We start from the raw sequence: 18,861 nt of genomic DNA on the forward strand, positions 1-18,861 counted from the left end.
CGGTCTACCGATGTTATAATGAAAGGCAAAAAGGCGGAGACACATGAATCAATTATCATCAATTAAAGCGCTTGTCTTTGATCTGGACGGGACGCTACTCAACGCGCAAAAAATCATCTCCGAACGAAATCAGAAAGCACTGATGCGCAGTTATCAGTCCGGGTTTAAGCTTTTCATTGCGACCGCCCGTCCCCCGCGTTCTGTACATACAATGGTGTCAAAAGAACTGCTCGATTGCGTGTCGGCTATTTATTACAACGGCGCGTATGTAAGGGATGCTAATGGAAAAACAATGAGCTTCACGATCTCCCGTGCGGATTCAGAAGAGCTCATCGATTTGATGTGCGTTCACAACGAAACAGATTCCATTTCCATTGAGTCCGAGGACATACTCTATGCACTTTCCGACAAGACTTTTGCAAAGAATGCCAAGCACATGGTCCTCCCGCCAACCATTGTCACTCCACCTGAACTCAAGAAGCTGCTGGCAAATAAAATTTTACTGTTTCACTGTTCCTCCATTGTAAAGCGCCACATCATGAACGATAAAAAACGATTGAGCATCGTCGAAACCGACGGCAAAGAACTCATGCAAATCATGGCCCAAAATGTTTCAAAAAGTCATGCTGTTGCCGCACTCTGTAAGAAAATGAACCTTTCAATGGACAGTGTCATGTCCTTCGGTGATGATTGGAATGATCTGGATTTATTCAAAACATGTGGTTATTCCGTTGCTATGGGTAATGCAGTGCCCGACCTAAAGAAATACGCTTCCATGACAACTGCTTCAAATGATGAGGATGGTGTTGCTCAGATCGTTGAGCAGCTTATAGAAGCACAGTAGCATTAAGGCGTCCATGTTTATGATCTAGTCAATGGTGCCCTTCATCCGCCAAACCTTGCCGTCACATTCGGTTTTTAATTTTTTCATTCCTTGTTTCTCGTAGAATGCCTGAGCATGTGTATTGGTTGGCGCGACGCGGAGATGATATTCGGAGGTGCCGTGCTGCTTGAAGAGGTGCATCGCATACTGATGAAATTCATGGCCTAACCCGTTGCCCCTTTTTTCCGCAATCAGATAGAAAAGATGAACATAGCCGATGCTTTTGGCTTCGTATTCGCGAATACTTAGTTCCAGCTGCCCAATTGCTCGCCCCCTCGAAAACAAGGACAAACCCGTCGGAAAATTGACTCACTTTGTTCCCCAATCAGCTTAGATATTCGTCGGCATGGAAATTCTCGTCCGTTCTAAAGCTCAGTTGAAACGAATCTCTGCGAAAAGCAGTGATACAGGCCTTATCCCTTTCCAAATCAATAGGCTTAAAACGAAGCAAAAAATGCGCCTCCTCATTCCGTCATTTATCTTTCAGTTCCCTTTTAATCTCTTGAATCGTGAAGCGAATGAGATTCTTGATTAATTTATACACAATGGCGATAACGATACCCCAGATAACAAGAATTGAAATTAATGGTGCAAACTGAAACATTAACAGGTCACTTCCCCTCGTACGTTTTTCATAAACGTCAAATAATTGGTTAATGTATTTATTATACACATTCGCGTTCGCGTTTTGTTGGCAAATAAGGAAAAAATTAGCTACAAAAAAAGCAATCCCTTAAAAACCAGTGAATTGCTTTTTCGACTAAGCTCCAGACTTATATACGTTGGAAACGGCCATTGCTTATCTAAGCATATCGTCCAATTTTTTTAGCAGCTGCGCGTAATGCGCCAGCGTTTCCTGATCGTCCACGCGAACGCCGGATTTATAGAAGGTGATTTTTCCGCTTCCTCCGCCGGTTTGATGCAGCCTTTCAAGTATCCGCTTCAGATTCATCGCCGTACCGAATCCACCGTCAATGACATGGGTTCCTTTCGGGAAGATCTGTTCAATAATGTCTTTAAAAATCGGAAAATGGGTACAGCCGAGTACAACCGTACCATATTGAGTCAAATCGAACGGTTTCAGCTGCTCTTTTAAATAAGGAATGACGTGATTTGGTTCAAAGTCAAACGCTTCAGCAAGCTCCACCAGTTGCGGCATCGGTAGCGGATCAACAATATCGTGCTTGTCGATCTGTTCAACGAGTCGATGATACTTTTCTTCCTTCAGCGTCGTCCGTGTCGCCATGACAAGCACTTTCTTTTTTTCCGGTTCGGTTTCGATCACCGCCGGTTTGACTGCGGGTTCAATACCGATAATCGGAATCGAATAGCTTTTGCGCAGATCCTCAATCGCCGCACTTGTTGCCGTATTGCAAGCGATGACCAGTGCTTTGATCTCATGGGCAACCAGAAAATCCACCGCTTCAAAAATATATTTTTTTAATTCATTTTTTGGTTTTTCTCCATAGGGAAGATGCGCGGTATCCGCATAAAAAAGAAAATTCTCATTAGGCAACAATTTTCTGATGTGATGGAGAACAGTCATGCCACCAACACCGGAATCAAATACTGCTATATTCATGGATTATCACTTTTCTTTATAGTTTTGATCTTAACGTTGTTTTATTGTATCACCTTTATTTATTATTCTCCATGATGATCGCAGAATTTCTTAATACGTGTTCAAGATTAATGATTTTCATCATTATCTATAAATAATTTCCTGTCAATTTTCCTATTTTTATAATAGTATCTTTTATCGCGTTCGCCAATTTCACGGAGAACCTTACATGGATTTCCAATGGCTACCACATTATCGGGGATATCCTTGGTAACAACGCTGCCCGCACCGATTACAGAATTTTCACCGATTGTGACTCCGGGCAGCACGACAGATTGCGCTCCAATCCAAACATTATTCCTGATGGTAACCGGTAAATTGAATTGCATCTTTCTTCTTCTCAAATTGGGATTAATCGGGTGACCTGCGGTAGCAATGGTCACATTAGGGCCGAACATGACGTCATTTCCAACATAGATCGGTGCATCATCCACAAGTGTCAAATTAAAATTGGCATAGACCGCATTTCCAAAGTGAGTATTTGATCCCCAATTGGCTCGCAAAGGCGGTTCCACATAACAGGCCTCGCCACATTCAGCTAAGAGCGCTTTCAATAGGTTCTCACGTTCAGCCGTTTCAGATGGCCATGTTTGATTAAAGTCATAGAGCAATTCATTCCACTTCTGTTGCTGTTTTAATAGTTCTTCATCGCTTGGATCATATAAATCACCACGAAACATTTTTTCTTTATGATCCATCTCTGCCCCTCCTTCGATGTATGTTCAATTATTTCCTTTTCATTGCGAATCGGGAAAAGTAAAATGGTATAATCAATTTTAAAACGAACGCTAACAAAAAAAGTTGATCACCGAGATGAATCAGTGTCTTGGAGGACCGTTGTTGTATTCTGTTAATTGATTTTCAGTATAGTGAATCACAATTTCTTTAGAAACAGCCCCCAATGTACTCATGAAATAACTCGGTGACCATAGATTGCTCCCTCCAAAGGTCCTGCTTGGTTTCAGGATATTGCTTAAACCCCAGGAGATTGGGCTACCGAGAATGGCTTCATACTCGGTGGAAAATGAATCATCATGTGGATGTGATCGAGCATGATCTCTAAACCACAAAACATCTTCGTTTTGTAGCACTTTTTTGCTCCCGGATTTAAATTTGAGATGACCACCCTGTTTCCTTTATTCTCAAAATCTTCCGGTTTGCAATTCAGATCAATAGCTGCTGCCTCATGGCAATTTTTCTGATATCTTCATGATTCAATTTCTCACCTGCTTTGGGTCATTATGCACTATAAAAAGTGATCGTCTCTGATCAAAAATCCAAGAAATCAACGCTTGAATTTAATTCCACCAGCGCTTGCGGTGAAATTTTTAACGTACTCGTGGCATTCCCTGTTCCGCCGTAAACATAATCAAATTTGAAAAGACTTTTATCGATCAAGCAAGGGAGATGCAATCCAATTAAAGCAACACTTCCCACATGAAAACCCGTCACCTTTTGAACCTCTTTTGGTGACGCTAATTTTGCATGCTTGCAATTGAGCGTACGAGCGATTTGATCAAAACTAATTTTTTCACGGCTTCCAGATATAATCAGCGCGAAGAATCCTTTATCTGTTTTAATGATTAACGTCGGAGCCGTCTGCCCAACATCAATCCCAAAGTACTTCGAACCATCTTCTCGAGTCAAAATCGGCTGATCATGTTGAATGATTTCATATTTATACTTGGTCGTGCTGAGCATGTCGCTTATTTTCATCTTAAGTCCTCCGGGTACGTTACTCATAGATATAAATTCTGTTCAAATAGTTTCCGTCAAAGCTTTTCATCACTACCTCTTCATGAAAAATAAAGTGATTATTGCTTAAAACTTTTTGTGATCACTTATTATCCGCTTTCACAATTCCGTAAATGGCATTTAATTTAAGGCTGCATTTTGCCCATCTGGAAAGAGCGCCTACTGCCTCAGTTGCGTACCCTTTTCACTGATGCTCCATGCCAATTGCATAGCCGATCTCAACACCATCTAGTTGTTCACTTAAACCGATATGTCCGATCAAGGTGTTTGTTTTCTTCAAAACGAGTCCATAAACAAGCGGATAAGACCGGGGAACGGATTTATAGGTGACAGATAGGCATTTGATTACTTCCCTGGCTTCATTTTGAGTTTCATACACCTGATCCGGTAATTCTTCCCGCATGGATTTTTCTAAATTATATTTGTAAATCAACAAGGTGTCGTTTGCATTTAATTCACGTATCGTTAACCGTTCGGTCTCAAGAAATATCATCATTCGCCTCATCTGGTTGCCTACTTTCTTCCTGCTAGAAATAGTTCACTTGTACAACCAGGACAACCTGTACGAACAGTAGGTTTGGATTTTGCCATTTGGTTGAACTCTCTTAGGTTGAGCTTTCATTCTTCGGTTCAGCCTTCTCTTCGCGGATTATTTTTAGCATCGTTTCTAATGAATCCAGTTCTTTTTCAGGCACGCCTGCAATGCAGAGACGAAGGCCTTGCGCCTCTTTATCAAGAATACCATATCGAGAGACGATAATATTTTTTTGCGCGAGCTTCTGAGCAATCCGTTTAGCTGAAATTTCAATGGGGAGCGTAATCCAGAGGAAAAGTCCCTGTCTGGGTACGTGAAAAGAAAAGCCTGTCAAATCGGCATGTGACAGAATCGCTTTTGCCTTCACTAATTTTCGCCGATAGCATGCGTTCACTTTGCGGACATGCCTATCGTACATCCCCGATGTTAAAAAGAAATTCAGTGCGCCCTGTGCAATGCCGGAAGTGCAGATGTCAGACAAATACTTCTGCTGAATAACGGTGTCACGCAAAGCATCGGAAAACACCATCGTGCCCAAACGAATCCCCGGAAGAAATGTTTTTGAAAAGCTGCGAATATAAACGGTAAGCTGATTGGTGTCGTAATAGTGTAGCGGAAGGCAGCGTTTGTCCACGCCCAAGTCTGCCAGATAGTCGTCTTCAATCATCAGAACGTGGTAGCGACCGCAAAGCTCCGCGATCATTTTCTTGTCATTTTCCAAAAGAGAATATCCGTTGGGTTATGAAATCTAGGGATGATATAGAACGCCTTGATCTGCTCTGCTTGAAAAACGCGTTCCAATTCTTTCAGATTGATCCCGGAGGAGTCACGCCGAATGGCCACGCAATCGATATTTAGCGACTTAGCCATGTCGAGAGCTGCGTGATAGGTGGGCGATTCTACTAAAAGCTTTCCCTTCGACGGAGCTGTAAAAATGGCTTTCAGAGCGAGGAGAATTCCCTGTTGGGCACCGTTTGTAAGCATAATTTGAGCGTTTGAAGCATGGATTCCATCCCGTATCAGCCTCTCTTGAAGCGTTTTTCTCAATTCAGCGAAGCCCAATGGCGATTCATAGGAAAACAATTTCTTCTTATACGCTTCGATCGATTGGTTCATCGCATGGGCAAAGGCTTGATAGGGAATTAAGGTGGGATCAGGTGCTACCGTTTGGAAATCGATTATGCTCGATAGTGGTGTCTCTTCAAAGTCCGACTTGACTACATAGTATCCGCCTCTTGGCACGCAATAGAGAAAATGTTCGTCTTCCAGAGCTTTATAGGCCCTATTGACCGTAATTTTATTGACGGAAAGAACTTTGGCGATTTCTCTGCATCCCGGAATCTTTTGGCCTTCTACAAACCGCTTCTGCTTGATTCCTCTTAGAATATAATCTTTAACCCATTCCATTTTTGACATAGAACCCACCCATTTCCATTACAATTCATCGTCTGTAGTAGTACAGATCAAATATCGAATGTTTGAACTATTAATGAGTGCATTATATACTAATGCCAACGAAATACAAGGGGGAGTCCAGGTGATTGAATTAAAAAAAGAGAGGTTTCGGGAATTAATTCCGATCCTTCGTACAGCGGATATCAATAGTTTATTTGCTATGTCCGTATTAGAAGGAAAAGTGGGTGGGAAAGTTTTTGTCGATGACAGCGCTTCTCCGGCGTCATTTTATCTTCAGCATCCATATGGAATGAATTTGCTTTTTGGAGAGAATGGGAAAGAAGATTTTTATGAAAGCTTGAAACCTCACTTGCTCGATTTTCACAAAACCAGAAAGAAAGCGGAGTGGCTTCAGGTATACCCTGCCGCGTTGTATTCGAAAATGGACACGCTTTTAGCGGATCGTCTCAGAAAAAAAGATCCAGAAGAACCCTACAGCGATTCATCAGTGGTGGAAGCAGGTAAAGTCTTGGAATATCAGAGAATTAACTTTATCTTTCAGCAAGAAAAGTATCTCAGTTTCCGGAAAAGTCTTCCAAGTAAACATCAAAAAATTGTTTCAACAACGGAACTTATTTTCAACCGGTTGGCCGGAAGTGTCGTGCCGAAATACTTTTGGAATAGTTTCCGTGATTTTGAAGCGTATGGCATAGGCTTTACGTTGCTGTTAAATGATAAAATTCCTGCTTCTACTGCTTTCGCATCCTTTGTCATTGATCGTAAACTGGAAATTGGGATTGAGACAGTTGCAGATTATCGTGGTTCCGGATTTGCCGCAAGCGTATGTGCCCAATTGATCGATTATTGTCTCGAGCATGGTTTGGAACCCGTCTGGTCCTGTAACTCTGGAAATATCGGTTCCAGAAAGCTTGCACAAAAGTTGGGTTTTGAAGAATGCAAAAGAATCCCTTATTATCGTTTACCATTATCATTTTAAACAACAGGGCACTCCCCTAAACAATTCTCTTGAATGTAAATCTTTCAGTACGTTTTTTCAGCCTCGGACACTCAAATCAATCAGTACAGCTTCCTTCAAATAGGGGCTACTCAAAAGCGATGGACACCTTTATCCGTACAAATAAAGATGTGTTTATCGCTTATTCCTGTAAAACTATATATGTGGTTACTGCGTGGTTAAGACGGACTGTGAAATATGAAGGCCAGCCATAGTACAAGTTAATGCGAAACTGAGAATGCGAAAAACAAAAGCTAAAACTAACTCGTGAAAAGTTAAAGCTAACAGTTGAAAACCCCCGCTTATTTACGCTTGCTTAAGCGTGTATACCATAAAATTCCATTTATAGTGATTAGCATAATCCGTTTTAAATTTAACTCATGCGTTTAAGGAATTCCTATATCTGGGATCAAGAGAATTCGATCTTATCGGCTGGGCGATCATGCAAAGCGCCAACTCTGATAAATAGACGGAAAAATTCCGCTTAATTAGAAAGTGAATGAAAAAATCGCTTAAATAAACGGAGAAATTCTGCTTATCGAATCGAAAAACGTGAAAATGGAGGGTTTTGCGTTGCATAAGCGGAAAAATTACCCTCATTTACACGCGAAACAAGCGCTATGATGCATATAACCGGAAAAGTCACCCTTATCAATCCTTTTACGCGCTCAGAATAGTGATCCGCAAAATGAAGAGCTAAAGAAGCTCCCCATGAATGACCGACGAGCCAAAATTTTTTCGCACGCAGTTGATCAAGTATGTCAACGAGTTGCTCGGACAATGTGGTGAAATCATAGCTTGTACTTAATCCACTGTCCCCGCACCCTGCCATATCCGGTACGATACTATGTACGCCCTGTAATCGCTTAACCATCCGCCAAACCTCGCCGGTCCATGCCTGTCCATGAATAAGCACCACCGTCTCAGATGCAGATGGATCGCCAAATTCTCTAATTTTATAGTTTATTTTTTCGTTTCCCGCAATGATATGCCGCACCATCCACATTAAGCAACACTTCCGATTGTTAAAACTGTTTCGTTAATTATAGCAAATTTATATTCTTATGCGTTGGATTTCCGCCTGGAGATTGAGGCTTAAACAAAAAATACGCGTTACACTTTATTAAACGATCAATTGGAGGAATGAGCGATGAATATTGATAATACGATTGTTCAAAAATATTTGAATGGGGTTCCTTCAAATGAATATGCTGATGATTGGATTTTTCATCACATCGAAGAAAATAATTATTTGTTTGAAGAACCGTCCCAAGCAATAAAGACGCAAATTTTCGAATTATATCAGGGTGTACAGGACATGGCGCGTCATTTTGTTCCCTGTCATACGCAATTGTGGGATGCGTTGTTTCCCCAGTATAGAGAGCGGCTGAACAGCTGCACCATTCAATTGGTTGTCGGATGCCCTGCGCCTTACGAAGCAATGGTTCGAGAAAATACGCACCATGAGGAAGTGATCATCTTTGACTTAATTCGATTTACGCGATATGGCATAAGTCGCGCGCAAGAAATCATTCGCTCGATGATGACGCATGAATGCGCCCACATTTTACTGCATCAGGACTATCCCGCATCCCACGCAAAACCATACATAGAAAAATTGAGCTATATGCTTTTCGATGAAGGACTCGCACACTTTCTGGCAACATCGGAGCCCCTGAACAATCCTGAGCTGCTTCATTACAAGAAGAGTACATTCCGGACCTATCAACAAGCGTTTAGCGAACAGGATTCCAAGCAGCAACAGGCGCTATTGATTCGTGCTTGTTCCGGTCCTTATTGGAATAAATTCGCCTGCATTGCCGGCATGTTTCTCTGGGCAGACATTTATTCCAGTTCCGGAATCAAAGGTGCATGCACCGCCTATACAAATGGATGGCGGGAATTCAGCAAATTTATAACCCCAAAATAACTTCTTGCTGCTCAGCAATGACGTACCATTAAATTACGGCTTGATGATGCTTTTTTGATGATCGTTTGTATTTATTTGTTTTCCAAATTGCTAGAGCAACCCCGAACAGAACAAGAGCGATGCAAAAAAACTCTGATAGCGACGGCAGCTCTTTGTTGTACAAATAGGAGTAGAGTAGACCAAATACCGTCTCAAAAACGATCATCATTCCGGCTATTGAAACTGGCAGCTTTATTGAGGCATTGTTCCATGCCCATGTCGCTATCCATGAGGTGAATATGCCCAGGACAATAATTCCAACTACATATTTTGAGAGATCCCGATGAATAAGAATGCGATGAAGGATTGGTTGTTTCAACAAGATGGAAACCAGTGAAACAACAAGAACTAATACTAACGTTTGAATACCAATAATAGTGGAAAAAAAGTCGGACGAGATTTGACAATCATCCTTTAGAAGATGGGCATTTGAAACCCCATACCACGTCCATAGCGCTAATGCAGTCAGACAGAAAAAAATGCCAAGTAACTGTGCTTTTTCAGAAGGGTCAATTGAAGGACCATTCTGCCCTCCGTTAAGGCACAAGATAATCATGCCTACAAGAACAAAAGCTGAAGGAAAAAATAAGATTTTAAAAGGAAATTCACGATTCCGCAAGTTACCGAAAAAACTAATTGTGATCGGTAAGATGCCAATGATTAATGTGGCAACAGAAGCACCGACAAGTTTAATCCCCAGCACCAAAAAAAAGAAATAGCCCAGATTCCCTATAAGTGCGTACTGCAATGCCCTTAGCCAAATCTTCAATGATATTTTCAGAGGATTTTTCTTATAAAAGAAAAATAAAAAAAGTGAGTATAAGCCATACATCAAGTAGCGCCCTAAAGAAATTTCCAATGACGAGAAAGCTGAAAGCATGTTTGGAACAAGATAGGCTAATCCCCACGAAGCACCGGCAATGATGCCGTACATTAAGCCCAAAAAAGTATTCTTGTTTGTCATACTTTCCTACCTCCAACGTTTTCATGATTCCATTATAGGGGGTGATCTCTTGTTTTGTATTGTACATTCTTGCTCGCTGCTTGGTATTGACCAGGCGTAATACCAAACACTTTTTTAAAACGCCTCAAAAGATGGCTCTGGTCAACAAAACCGACCTCAGCGGCAGCTTTGGGTATCGCTAAACCATGAGCTAAATATTCTTTTGCCTTTCTTACTCTAATTTGATTGAGATATGCATGAGGAGAGAGACCATATTGTCTTTTAAACATTCGAGCAAAGTGATACTCACTTAAATGCGTGACTTGAGCGAGCTCAAGAAGAGAAATATCTTCGTCAAAGTACGCTTGCATATAATCAACTGCTCGCTGAATTTCTTTATGAGGCAGCGCATCATCTTTGATGTGCGATAATGACTTACTTGCATATCTCTTTAGCAGTTTGTCAAAAAAATAAATAAACTCAGTCCTTTGTTCTAGAGCAGAATCGGAATATTCAAGAGTGTCGTGTAATTTTAAAAACAAGGACGCCATCTCTGCATTATCTATAACAGATTCTTTGAAAAAAATTTGGCTGAGATCCTCTGCATTTTCTATTCCCAACATCTTCTGAATTAAAGACTTTTCCGGATAAATCATTCGGTAAGTCCATCCCTCTTTCTCTGCGGCATATCCTGTATGAACTTCTTCAGGATTGAGTACGACCAGACTGTTCTTTAGCCCAAATTGATTTTCTCCTCTGTAAAGAAAACCTTCAATGCCGCTCTCAATGACTCCAATTGCAAATCCACTATGCGCATGTTTCGAAAAAGTATGGTCAATGTACTTTGCATGCAGGCAGTCCAGACCTTCTAAATGGTTGCTTTTCCAGAACACGATTTTTTCATTTTCGACTTGTTTACTCAAAACGACACACTCCCATCTTTTTATGCACGGGAATCCATATTTTGGGGTCGTACATTACCCATCTAATGTTCATTACAGGCCACTTTTTGCTGTGTTTTTAAACAACTTCACGATTGCACTCTCAAAGTCCGTGTGATGATCAAATAGACATTCCGCGAAAAAAATAAAACGCCGCTATACGTGGAAGGGCGCTTTAAATTAAGATGTTATTGCTTTTGAACTCATCTATTTTTTATAAAGATACGTGTGAGCCATTCTCGAAACGTTTGATCTGTTTTTCTCCGCTGTCAGCCAATTCTCTGAATTGGCTGATCGTCTCGCGCATCTTTGGCAGCGCTTCTTGCTTATAAGCGCTAATTGAGTCGAGCGCGGAAAGCACGTCAACAAATGCCTGTTTCAATGTCTCCACCGAGACTCCGGTTTCCATCGCTTGTTTCTGAATATCGGCACCCTGTTCTTTGAGCATCTTAGACGTTCCGGAAATGAACATGTTCGTCGTCTTGTTGAGCGATTCAATCTTGCTGAGGACGATTTTCTGATTATACAGCGCACTCGCAACCGTTACCGCATTTCGCAATGCGGACAGGGTCACTGTCTTTGCCCGCTCTACTCCGCGAATAAGCTCCTTGTTGTTCCGCATGACTACTTCATAAGCGATAATGCCCTGCTGGTTGACGACCAGCATCTGCTGCATATCCATAACACGCTGCCGCAATGGAAAAAGGATTTCTTCGGTGACAAACCGTACCTTTTCCGCATTTTCATCCTCCATCTTTGCCTGCTCAATGCTCGCTTCAATGGACTGATCCATTAATGAACCCAATTCGATATTCGTCTGCAGCTTCTTTGTGATTTCACGAAGTGTTTGCTGTTCAAGCAGCAGGGTTTTATTGTCGTCGGTCAGCACGCGCTTCCCTTTGTCGAGGGATTCAACGATGTCACCGATGACCGCGTCGGCTCGCTGGTACTTTTTAAAATAAGCGCGCAGCGGATTAAAAAGCTTGCCGAGAAACCCAGATTTAGTGAAGTCGACAATGCTGGGATCAAGATCCTGAAACTGTGTTTGCAGCTCCGTTAATCCTTTTGCAACCGCACCGCCTTCGTCACCCGACTTTGAAAGCTTGCCTACCGAAACCTTCAACAGAGAATTTTTACTTGCTGAACTTCTCAGCGTATCCAGTCCAAAACTTTCAACGGATTGCAGCATTTCCGTACGTTCACTGAAAGAACTCGTCGATGCCGGATCAATTTTCATGATCTCAGCAACGTTCTTATCCGCCGTTTCTTTGATTTTCTGCATTTCTTCCGATACCGGCTTTACTTGTTCCTCTATTTGAGCCTTAACCTCTTTCTCATTCACCACTTCCATTGAAAATCCCATTGACCGATCCCCTCTCTTACAGCTGTACGTTGAACAGGTTTTTGATTTTATAAATCACATCATCCGTATCAGCATTGATTGAAGCTGCTTCGTTAATGCTCGAGACTTTTTCAAGATCCTTTAAATTGGCGTTATACCCGATTGTATAAACAGGCATTTTGTAAGCTTTTATCAAGCCTTTCACTTCATCAAGCGAATGACCGCCGTTTGTCTCTCCATCGGTTAGGACAAAGATGATCGGCCTTGTGTTTGGATTTTTCTTCATTTGATCCTGAAGCATTCTGATTGCGACAATAATTCCATCGTAGGTTGCCGTGCCTCCGCTGGCTTCGAGACGCTCAACCGCACCGACAAATTTAGACTGCTGTTCAAGGGTATACTTGCCGATGGGTAGATTTATTGATACATCGTTTGCGTAGGACACTAGACCAATACTGTTCTGCCGACCGAGATACTTTTGCGATTGCAGTAATGATTTCTTCAATTGATTCAATGGGGCACCGCCCATACTGCCGGAAGTATCCGCGACAAAGACGGCCGAAATCGGTTTTTGAAGATCCTTCTTTTCCTTCCATAGCGCTTGGGCAGATGAAAGCGTCGCACCGTCTACTCTGCTGTATTCCGATTTATAATTTGACTCATGGTTAAACCCATACTTGCTTCCCAGATCTTGATACTTTGCTTGCTTGGAAAAATCGGAAAACTTTTGCAAAATCTGTTTTTTTTCAGATGAGATATTGCCTAAAGCATACAATGGGCTGTCATGACGTACGCCGAACGGAGTAAACGTATAATTTGCTTTAAGATCGGGCGCTTGACTGAACGTCTGATACTCCATCACAAAGCCGTCCAATGTTCCCGATTTTGCCGCATCACGCATCTGCAGAGTAGTCAGCGCTGTGAATGGAACATTGTTTTGAAATTTTTCAAAACCGCTGACCGCTTTATTGCCAAGCAAGTTACCAGCATCAAACGTATGCAGAATACTGATCAATAAATTTAATCCGGTGGAGCTTGCATAGGGATCTGTATAGCCCATGGTTAATTCGTTATTTGCCATTGCCTTGATCACCGTTTTGGCATCAATTTTTCCGTATTTTTTCTTAATTTCATTATACTTTGAATTTTTCAACAAAATCCCAGGAACATTTCCCACCATACGATTCGAGATTATTTCGGTTTTTACACCGCCGGCCTTTGTCATCTCACCCCATAGTTCGTTCGACGGTGTAAATCCGTCGGGAATATATTTCTTCGATTTAATAAAATCGGTGGCCGTCCCCGAAGCAATATTTCTGATCTTTACCGACACCTGCTTTCCATCGACTGTTACGTTCGTTTGATTAAAATCATCGGCTACTTTGTTAATCCAGCCATCCACGCCGGTTCCCGACTTTTCGGTTGATGAGAAGATCTCAACATAATCATTGGTCGTGTTTTTAACAGGCACCTCGAACTTGTTAATCGACGGCAGTTCGGATGCGACATTGGCAGGATTAAGATCAATACTTCCTTTAACCGTTTTTTCCTTCGTTACATCAATATCTGAGTACAATTTATTCAGTATCTCCAATTTGTTTTTATCGGTTACTTTTACGGGTTTTGAATTCGAGGTCAGCGATACCCCGATAAAAACAATTGCGAACACAGCGATAAGGGCCACTGCTCCGAATCCGATAAATTTGCCCGTATTTTTCATTCATAGACCCCCTCAGAATTCTTGTAGTACTTCGTTTGGCTAATCAATTGATTCATTTCCTGCATGCAAGGCAGATTGTCAACCTCCGACACATCAACAGTGTTCAAGTTGGAGATTTCCAATATTAGTTTGTCTAAGCTTGTCAGTACTTCTTCATTGATGTTTTTCGATGACTTGACTGAGTCGATGTAATGATTGAATAATTGCATTTTATCCTCCATCACATCTGCGGTAAAATCTTTTTCAATTCGAGCGAGTTTAAAATATTCCCCCTCATCAAAAACACTGACTTTGACAATTATGTTTCTAATGTTTACGTAAAAGAGCTTTTCAACATCGGAAACAGGGGCCATAAACTTTTGATAGCTTAATTCTCCTTCGCCAAACCGATGGGCCAGCGTTCTTTTTACCGTGTCCTTTTTCTTTTCCAAGCGCTCTACTTGGGCTAAAACTGTGTCAATATCCCTGCCAAATACCTGGCTGTCTTTAAATTCTCTTAACGAATCCAAATAATCTTCTCTCGTTTCCAATTGAGGTATGTTGCCCGCACTGCGCGGCTTGAAGTAAATTAAATACAGGGCGACAAGAATAGCCATCGCACTCGCAAATAACAGCGTTACGCCAAGAGCCGTCTGAAATGCGCTCTCACCGCCAATGGCAATGCCCAAAAATTGAGGGGATAAAATGAAAATATCGATAATGACAACCCCTGCTAATAGTCCGATGAATTTAAAAAGTCGATTCACCCTACTCCCCCGTTCTCGTTGCATGCTTATTAAATCAAGCAACGTTCACCAATCGCTTACCAGACATAAGTCGATGATTGATCCATTAAAATGACATCCTTTCTTTTATTTTAGCAGAGAATGATGAACTATTTGCAATTATTTTTCTGTTTATTACAAAATGATTGACAACTACGCCTGTCGACTTTCAAAATGCATTTTTTAGTAGAAAAACCGGGCAAAAAACGCCCGGTCATTGGCTTTGACTTTTTTTGTTACGTTACATTCAATCTCGTCTGCTTTATGAGTCCCGTCAAAAAAGCAAGGATTTGCAGGAACGCCTAGCCTGTACTTCCATCGGTTTCGCGCCTTTCCATGTTCCATTAAAAAATACGCTCTCCGTCGTGAAACAGAGAGCGTACGACAAGGAATTATCCAAGGCTCCATTCTTCAGCTTTCTCACGAATTGAAATGAAGTGTCGATAAACACCTTCTTCGTGACTCAACTGCTTATGCGTGCCCTTCTGCACGATCTGTCCATCTTGAAGCACAAGGATTTGATCGGCATTCTCAATTGTTGCCAGCCGATGCGCGATGACAATAATTGTTTTGCCGTGCGTCAATGCACTGATCGCTTCCTGAACAAATTGCTCATTTTCCGGATCGATGCTTGCCGTAGCTTCGTCAAGAATGACGATCGGCGCATTTTTAAGCATCGCCCTGGCAATTGAAATTCTCTGTTTTTCGCCTCCTGACAGAGATGAGCCGCCTTCACCGACCATTGTGTCGTATCCATCGGGAAGGTCTGTGATAAATTCATGGCAGCGTGCTTGTTTCGCAGCCTCCATAACCTCTTCCATCGTCGCATCCGGTCTTCCGAATTTGATGTTGTTGCCAATCGTATCATGAAAAAGATAAACATTCTGAAAGACCATACTTATGTTTTTCAACAGGCTGTCTAAGGTAAGATTGCGGATATCTGTCCCGCCAATCGTGACCTTGCCTGCATCGACATCATAAAAACGTGCGATCAGGTTACAAATCGTGGTTTTCCCCGATCCGGAGGGCCCGACAATGGCAGTTGTGCTCTTCTGCGGAATCGTGAAGCTGATTTCATCCAGAATTCGGCGTTTGTCATAAGCAAAAGCAACATTTTTCATTTCAATGGTGTAATTGTTCAGCGACTGATCTTTGCCATGGTTATCGATGAATTTCGCCTGTTTTATTTTTTCTAATTTGTCAATAATCGGGCCGATGATCTGCATCACATGCGTCGCGTTGTTCACCTGTTCCACCTGCCCAAAAATTACAAAGGAAAAAACAGCCAACATTAAAAAATCAGGCACAGACAAACCGCCCTGCATCGCGAGAAGAGCGGAGACGAAAGCGACCGCCGCCGAGCTCGCTTTAAGTGCGAATAAATGCAGAACGTTACACGGAACATATTCCCGCTCGATCTTGATGTTAATATCCCGCTGCTTCCGATATGCGCTGCGAATCGACTCAATCGCTGCCCCTTCCTGTCCGTAAGCTTTAATAACAGCGACACCGCGAACATATTCAAGAGTTGCATTGATGATTTCATTTTGCGCCTTTTGATGAATCGGCGCATTTCGGTGACTGTAATGCCCCATCAGACGCAATGCCAAAGCCGACAGAGCGAGCCCGATCAGAGCAATCACCGCCGCCTGCCAGCTATAGAAGGCGAGGCACAGAATCATGGCGGCGGCACCGATATAGCCGCCAATAACCGTATCAATCATTTTCATCGAGTACATTTCAACAAAAGAGAGGTCCGTAGTTACCGCGCCAACGAGTTCGCCAACACTAATCCGATCAAAAAAACCAAGAGATACTCTTTTTAGAATATACCCGATTTTCATCCGTTCCTCCGCGGTCACCTCGTGACCAATGCTCTCCTGAAAGACAGCTCTTAAGTACGAAAACAGAAAGCGCCCCAGCACCATGAGCACCATAAACAGCAATAAATAGAGGGATAAAATAGGTTTCAATTCAATTCGCCCTGTTTGATCATCAACTATGAGTTTTAAAACATAAGCAACACCCATAATCGGCATGGCGGTAAAGAGCGCCTGCAAAAACGACCAAAGGAAGCCCCAATAAAGCCAACGCTTGCGCTGTCCGGTCCAATCAATCAATCGTCGCATGGTCTTAAGCATGAATGTTCCCTCCTTTATTTCCGTCGCCGGCCGCCCATTCCTTCGCTCCGATATGTGCCTGCCACATTTTTCGGTAAAGAGGACTATGTTCCAAAAGATCGGTCTGGGTTCCTTTGGTCACAACACTTCCTCCATTCAGCAAAACAATCTGATCCGCGTCTTTTATCGTTGACAGTCGATGGGCAATGACTAAAAGTGTTTTGCCTTGGGTAAGTGCCGCAATGGATTGCTGTAACTGATTCTCATTTTCAGGATCGGTAAAAGCCGTTGCCTCATCAAGAATGACGATTGGCGCATTTTTCAGAATGGCTCTCGCGATCGCGATGCGTTGCCGCTCGCCTCCTGAAAGCTTATTCCCCGCTTCTCCAGCCATCGTGTGCCATCCTTTTTCCAGGTGACCAATGAACTCGTCGCACTGAGCGGCTCGTGCAGCGGCATAAACTTCTTGATCCGTAGCTTTCGGATTTCCGAGCCGAATATTTTCAAGCAGAGAACAATTAAACAGAAAATTGTCCTGCGTCACAAAACTGATCAGTTCAGAAAGCTGATTCAGTGGCAAATCACGAATATCGATACCGCCAATCATGATTTTGCCGGCAGATAAATCCCAAAAACGCGCAATCAGCCTCGCAACCGTCGATTTACCACTTCCAGATGGCCCTACCAGCGCTGTCATTTGATTAGAGGCCAGTGTCAAATTGATGTGGTTGAGCACATTTCCATCTTTGTCGTTATAGCGAAAGCTCACATCGGAAAGCCGAACTTCATAAGACGCTAAATTCACCGGTGCCGCAGTATCCGGCAGAGTGGGCAATCTCAGTAACTCGTTCGCATCGCTAATCGCGTATTCAATCGATTTCCAATCATTAACGGCGACTGTAAACCAGTTCACGGGAGCCAAAAGCGCTAAGGAGAGAATCATGCACAAGGTTAATTCTGCCGGCGTTAAGCTTCCGTCGATATAGAGCAGCACTCCGACGGGCAAAATCCCCAATAGTGTTGATGGCAAGAGTGCGCCGCCAAGATTCATCAGCTTCCATGTACTTCGGAACCAATCCAGCGTAAAATCCCTAAAGGAGCCAATAGCATCCGTGAATTTCTCGTAAGAGCCGGACGATTGATTGAATGCCTTGATGACCTCAACACCCTCCACATATTCAACCATGACACTATTGACATGGTTGCTTGCCTCCATATAAGCGTCGTATTGCGTACTGAAGTTCTTCATCATAATGAAGTAGACAATACCGCCCAGAACAATACACACTATAGATGCCAGCGCAATGCGCCAATCCAGATACACCATATAAGCAAAGACAGCAACGGGAAGAAGCAGATTAGATATCCCCTCCGGAATTAAGTGCGCGAGTGGCAGCTCAATGGTTTCAACCCGATCAACAATTATATTCTTAAGCCTGCCCGCCGTGCTTCCAAGCACAGTCCCGAGCGGTGCCTTGATTAAACGTCTAGTCATCGCCAAACGAATACTTTCAAGGGTCTGATAGGCCGAACAATGGGACAACGTTGTGGACAAACCATAAAACAGCAGCTTGACCACGTACCCTGCAACACAAATTCCAAACCACAATCCGATCCATTCAATTGTCGGTTTCCCATCTAAAAAAAGCAGCAGCATCTGATAGATTCCCCAATAGGGAATCAAACCACCGACAACGCTTATTATGGCGCATAAAATTGAAAGCAGCATGATTCCCCGGCATCCTTGAGTAAAATCATAAATAATCCGAAAGGTCTTCCAAGTATTCATCCAATCCCTCCAAACAATAAAGGTGATTTGCCCGGAGCAAATCACCTTTATTGTAGTGTACCTTTCACT

The 18,861-nt window shown here is 42.6% G+C and carries 19 protein-coding genes; 3 read left to right on the top strand and 16 right to left on the bottom strand.

Features of this window, described 5'->3' with window-relative positions:
• The first annotated feature begins 43 nt into the window (after positions 1-43).
• Positions 44-844: an HAD family hydrolase gene (locus NIE88_RS11790; protein WP_253062346.1), complete on the top strand. Its 801-nt coding sequence runs from the start codon at positions 44-46 to the stop codon at positions 842-844.
• A gap of 24 nt (positions 845-868) precedes the next feature.
• Here NIE88_RS11790 and NIE88_RS11795 read toward each other — a convergent pair whose 3' ends face one another.
• The 8 genes from NIE88_RS11795 to NIE88_RS11825 form a co-directional block, all read right to left on the bottom strand.
• Positions 869-1,168, bottom strand: coding sequence for a GNAT family N-acetyltransferase (locus NIE88_RS11795; RefSeq protein ID WP_253062348.1), 300 nt, complete (start codon positions 1,166-1,168; stop codon positions 869-871).
• 187 nt (positions 1,169-1,355) lie between these two features.
• Positions 1,356-1,487, bottom strand: coding sequence for a hypothetical protein (locus tag NIE88_RS22430; RefSeq protein ID WP_290446444.1), 132 nt, complete (start codon positions 1,485-1,487; stop codon positions 1,356-1,358).
• A gap of 195 nt (positions 1,488-1,682) precedes the next feature.
• Positions 1,683-2,465: a glutamate racemase gene (gene murI, locus NIE88_RS11800; RefSeq protein WP_253062350.1), complete on the bottom strand. Its 783-nt coding sequence runs from the start codon at positions 2,463-2,465 to the stop codon at positions 1,683-1,685.
• 107 nt (positions 2,466-2,572) lie between these two features.
• Positions 2,573-3,202: a sugar O-acetyltransferase gene (locus NIE88_RS11805; protein WP_253062352.1), complete on the bottom strand. Its 630-nt coding sequence runs from the start codon at positions 3,200-3,202 to the stop codon at positions 2,573-2,575.
• Between the two features lie 571 nt (positions 3,203-3,773).
• Complete coding sequence (locus NIE88_RS11810) at positions 3,774-4,220, bottom strand: aminoacyl-tRNA deacylase (RefSeq protein ID WP_253062353.1); 447 nt, start codon at positions 4,218-4,220, stop codon at positions 3,774-3,776.
• Between the two features lie 223 nt (positions 4,221-4,443).
• Positions 4,444-4,752, bottom strand: a complete 309-nt coding sequence (locus NIE88_RS11815; RefSeq protein WP_253062354.1) for a GNAT family N-acetyltransferase — start codon at positions 4,750-4,752, stop codon at positions 4,444-4,446.
• Positions 4,753-4,864: 112 nt separating this feature from the next.
• The gene (locus NIE88_RS11820) at positions 4,865-5,515 is read right to left on the bottom strand and encodes an aminotransferase class I/II-fold pyridoxal phosphate-dependent enzyme (protein WP_253062355.1); all 651 of its coding nucleotides are present in this window, start codon (positions 5,513-5,515) and stop codon (positions 4,865-4,867) included.
• Positions 5,494-6,210 (bottom strand): aminotransferase-like domain-containing protein, encoded by a 717-nt coding sequence (locus tag NIE88_RS11825; RefSeq protein WP_253062356.1) that lies wholly within the window; start codon positions 6,208-6,210, stop codon positions 5,494-5,496. Before NIE88_RS11825 ends, NIE88_RS11820 begins: the two co-directional genes overlap by 22 nt.
• Positions 6,211-6,268: 58 nt before the next feature.
• On the opposite strand from NIE88_RS11825, the gene NIE88_RS11830 reads away from it, so the two are divergent.
• On the top strand, positions 6,269-7,186 hold the full coding sequence (locus tag NIE88_RS11830) for a GNAT family N-acetyltransferase (RefSeq protein WP_253062357.1): 918 nt from the start codon (positions 6,269-6,271) through the stop codon (positions 7,184-7,186).
• A gap of 553 nt (positions 7,187-7,739) precedes the next feature.
• Here the strand turns inward: NIE88_RS11830 and NIE88_RS11835 are convergent.
• Positions 7,740-8,210: an alpha/beta fold hydrolase gene (locus NIE88_RS11835; protein ID WP_253062358.1), complete on the bottom strand. Its 471-nt coding sequence runs from the start codon at positions 8,208-8,210 to the stop codon at positions 7,740-7,742.
• A 144-nt stretch (positions 8,211-8,354) separates the two neighbouring features.
• Here NIE88_RS11835 and NIE88_RS11840 point away from each other — a divergent pair, with 144 nt between their 5' ends.
• Complete coding sequence (locus NIE88_RS11840) at positions 8,355-9,134, top strand: hypothetical protein (protein WP_253062359.1); 780 nt, start codon at positions 8,355-8,357, stop codon at positions 9,132-9,134.
• 28 nt (positions 9,135-9,162) lie between these two features.
• Here NIE88_RS11840 and NIE88_RS11845 read toward each other — a convergent pair whose 3' ends face one another.
• The 7 genes from NIE88_RS11845 to NIE88_RS11875 all read right to left on the bottom strand — a co-directional run bounded on the left by NIE88_RS11845 (position 9,163) and on the right by NIE88_RS11875 (position 18,792).
• Positions 9,163-10,137: a DMT family transporter gene (locus NIE88_RS11845; RefSeq protein ID WP_253062360.1), complete on the bottom strand. Its 975-nt coding sequence runs from the start codon at positions 10,135-10,137 to the stop codon at positions 9,163-9,165.
• A 32-nt stretch (positions 10,138-10,169) separates the two neighbouring features.
• Positions 10,170-11,039, bottom strand: coding sequence for an AraC family transcriptional regulator (locus tag NIE88_RS11850; protein ID WP_253062362.1), 870 nt, complete (start codon positions 11,037-11,039; stop codon positions 10,170-10,172).
• A gap of 232 nt (positions 11,040-11,271) precedes the next feature.
• Entirely contained in the window at positions 11,272-12,420 is a 1,149-nt protein-coding gene (locus NIE88_RS11855) for a toxic anion resistance protein (RefSeq protein WP_253062364.1), read from the bottom strand.
• Positions 12,421-12,436: 16 nt separating this feature from the next.
• A complete protein-coding gene (locus NIE88_RS11860; RefSeq protein ID WP_253062366.1) occupies positions 12,437-14,119 on the bottom strand; it encodes a VWA domain-containing protein in 1,683 nt (560 codons plus the stop codon).
• The gene (locus NIE88_RS11865; protein ID WP_253062368.1) at positions 14,116-14,865 is read right to left on the bottom strand and encodes a hypothetical protein; all 750 of its coding nucleotides are present in this window, start codon (positions 14,863-14,865) and stop codon (positions 14,116-14,118) included. The genes NIE88_RS11860 and NIE88_RS11865 overlap by 4 nt, the downstream gene beginning before the upstream one ends.
• A gap of 410 nt (positions 14,866-15,275) precedes the next feature.
• Complete coding sequence (locus NIE88_RS11870) at positions 15,276-17,024, bottom strand: ABC transporter ATP-binding protein (RefSeq protein WP_253062370.1); 1,749 nt, start codon at positions 17,022-17,024, stop codon at positions 15,276-15,278.
• The gene (locus NIE88_RS11875) at positions 17,017-18,792 is read right to left on the bottom strand and encodes an ABC transporter ATP-binding protein (RefSeq protein WP_253062372.1); all 1,776 of its coding nucleotides are present in this window, start codon (positions 18,790-18,792) and stop codon (positions 17,017-17,019) included. Before NIE88_RS11875 ends, NIE88_RS11870 begins: the two co-directional genes overlap by 8 nt.
• Positions 18,793-18,861: the final 69 nt, after the last annotated feature.

Origin of the sequence: Sporolactobacillus shoreicorticis (genome assembly GCF_024125445.1) — a bacterium.
Classification (GTDB): Bacteria; Bacillota; Bacilli; order Bacillales; family Sporolactobacillaceae; genus Sporolactobacillus; species Sporolactobacillus shoreicorticis.

Excerpts from the sequence above, each read along its gene's own strand:
- NIE88_RS11790 (WP_253062346.1), top strand. The coding sequence starts at position 44 with ATGAATCAATTATCATCAATTAAAGCGCTTGTCTTTGATCTGGACGGG.
- NIE88_RS22430 (WP_290446444.1), bottom strand. The coding sequence starts at position 1,487 with ATGTTTCAGTTTGCACCATTAATTTCAATTCTTGTTATCTGGGGTATC.
- murI (WP_253062350.1), bottom strand. The coding sequence starts at position 2,465 with ATGAATATAGCAGTATTTGATTCCGGTGTTGGTGGCATGACTGTTCTC.
- NIE88_RS11805 (WP_253062352.1), bottom strand. The coding sequence starts at position 3,202 with ATGGATCATAAAGAAAAAATGTTTCGTGGTGATTTATATGATCCAAGC.
- NIE88_RS11810 (WP_253062353.1), bottom strand. The coding sequence starts at position 4,220 with ATGAAAATAAGCGACATGCTCAGCACGACCAAGTATAAATATGAAATC.
- NIE88_RS11815 (WP_253062354.1), bottom strand. The coding sequence starts at position 4,752 with ATGATATTTCTTGAGACCGAACGGTTAACGATACGTGAATTAAATGCA.
- NIE88_RS11825 (WP_253062356.1), bottom strand. The coding sequence starts at position 6,210 with ATGTCAAAAATGGAATGGGTTAAAGATTATATTCTAAGAGGAATCAAG.
- NIE88_RS11830 (WP_253062357.1), top strand. The coding sequence starts at position 6,269 with ATGTTTGAACTATTAATGAGTGCATTATATACTAATGCCAACGAAATA.
- NIE88_RS11835 (WP_253062358.1), bottom strand. The coding sequence starts at position 8,210 with ATGTGGATGGTGCGGCATATCATTGCGGGAAACGAAAAAATAAACTAT.
- NIE88_RS11840 (WP_253062359.1), top strand. The coding sequence starts at position 8,355 with ATGAATATTGATAATACGATTGTTCAAAAATATTTGAATGGGGTTCCT.
- NIE88_RS11845 (WP_253062360.1), bottom strand. The coding sequence starts at position 10,137 with ATGACAAACAAGAATACTTTTTTGGGCTTAATGTACGGCATCATTGCC.
- NIE88_RS11855 (WP_253062364.1), bottom strand. The coding sequence starts at position 12,420 with ATGGGATTTTCAATGGAAGTGGTGAATGAGAAAGAGGTTAAGGCTCAA.
- NIE88_RS11860 (WP_253062366.1), bottom strand. The coding sequence starts at position 14,119 with ATGAAAAATACGGGCAAATTTATCGGATTCGGAGCAGTGGCCCTTATC.
- NIE88_RS11870 (WP_253062370.1), bottom strand. The coding sequence starts at position 17,024 with ATGCTTAAGACCATGCGACGATTGATTGATTGGACCGGACAGCGCAAG.
- NIE88_RS11875 (WP_253062372.1), bottom strand. The coding sequence starts at position 18,792 with ATGAATACTTGGAAGACCTTTCGGATTATTTATGATTTTACTCAAGGA.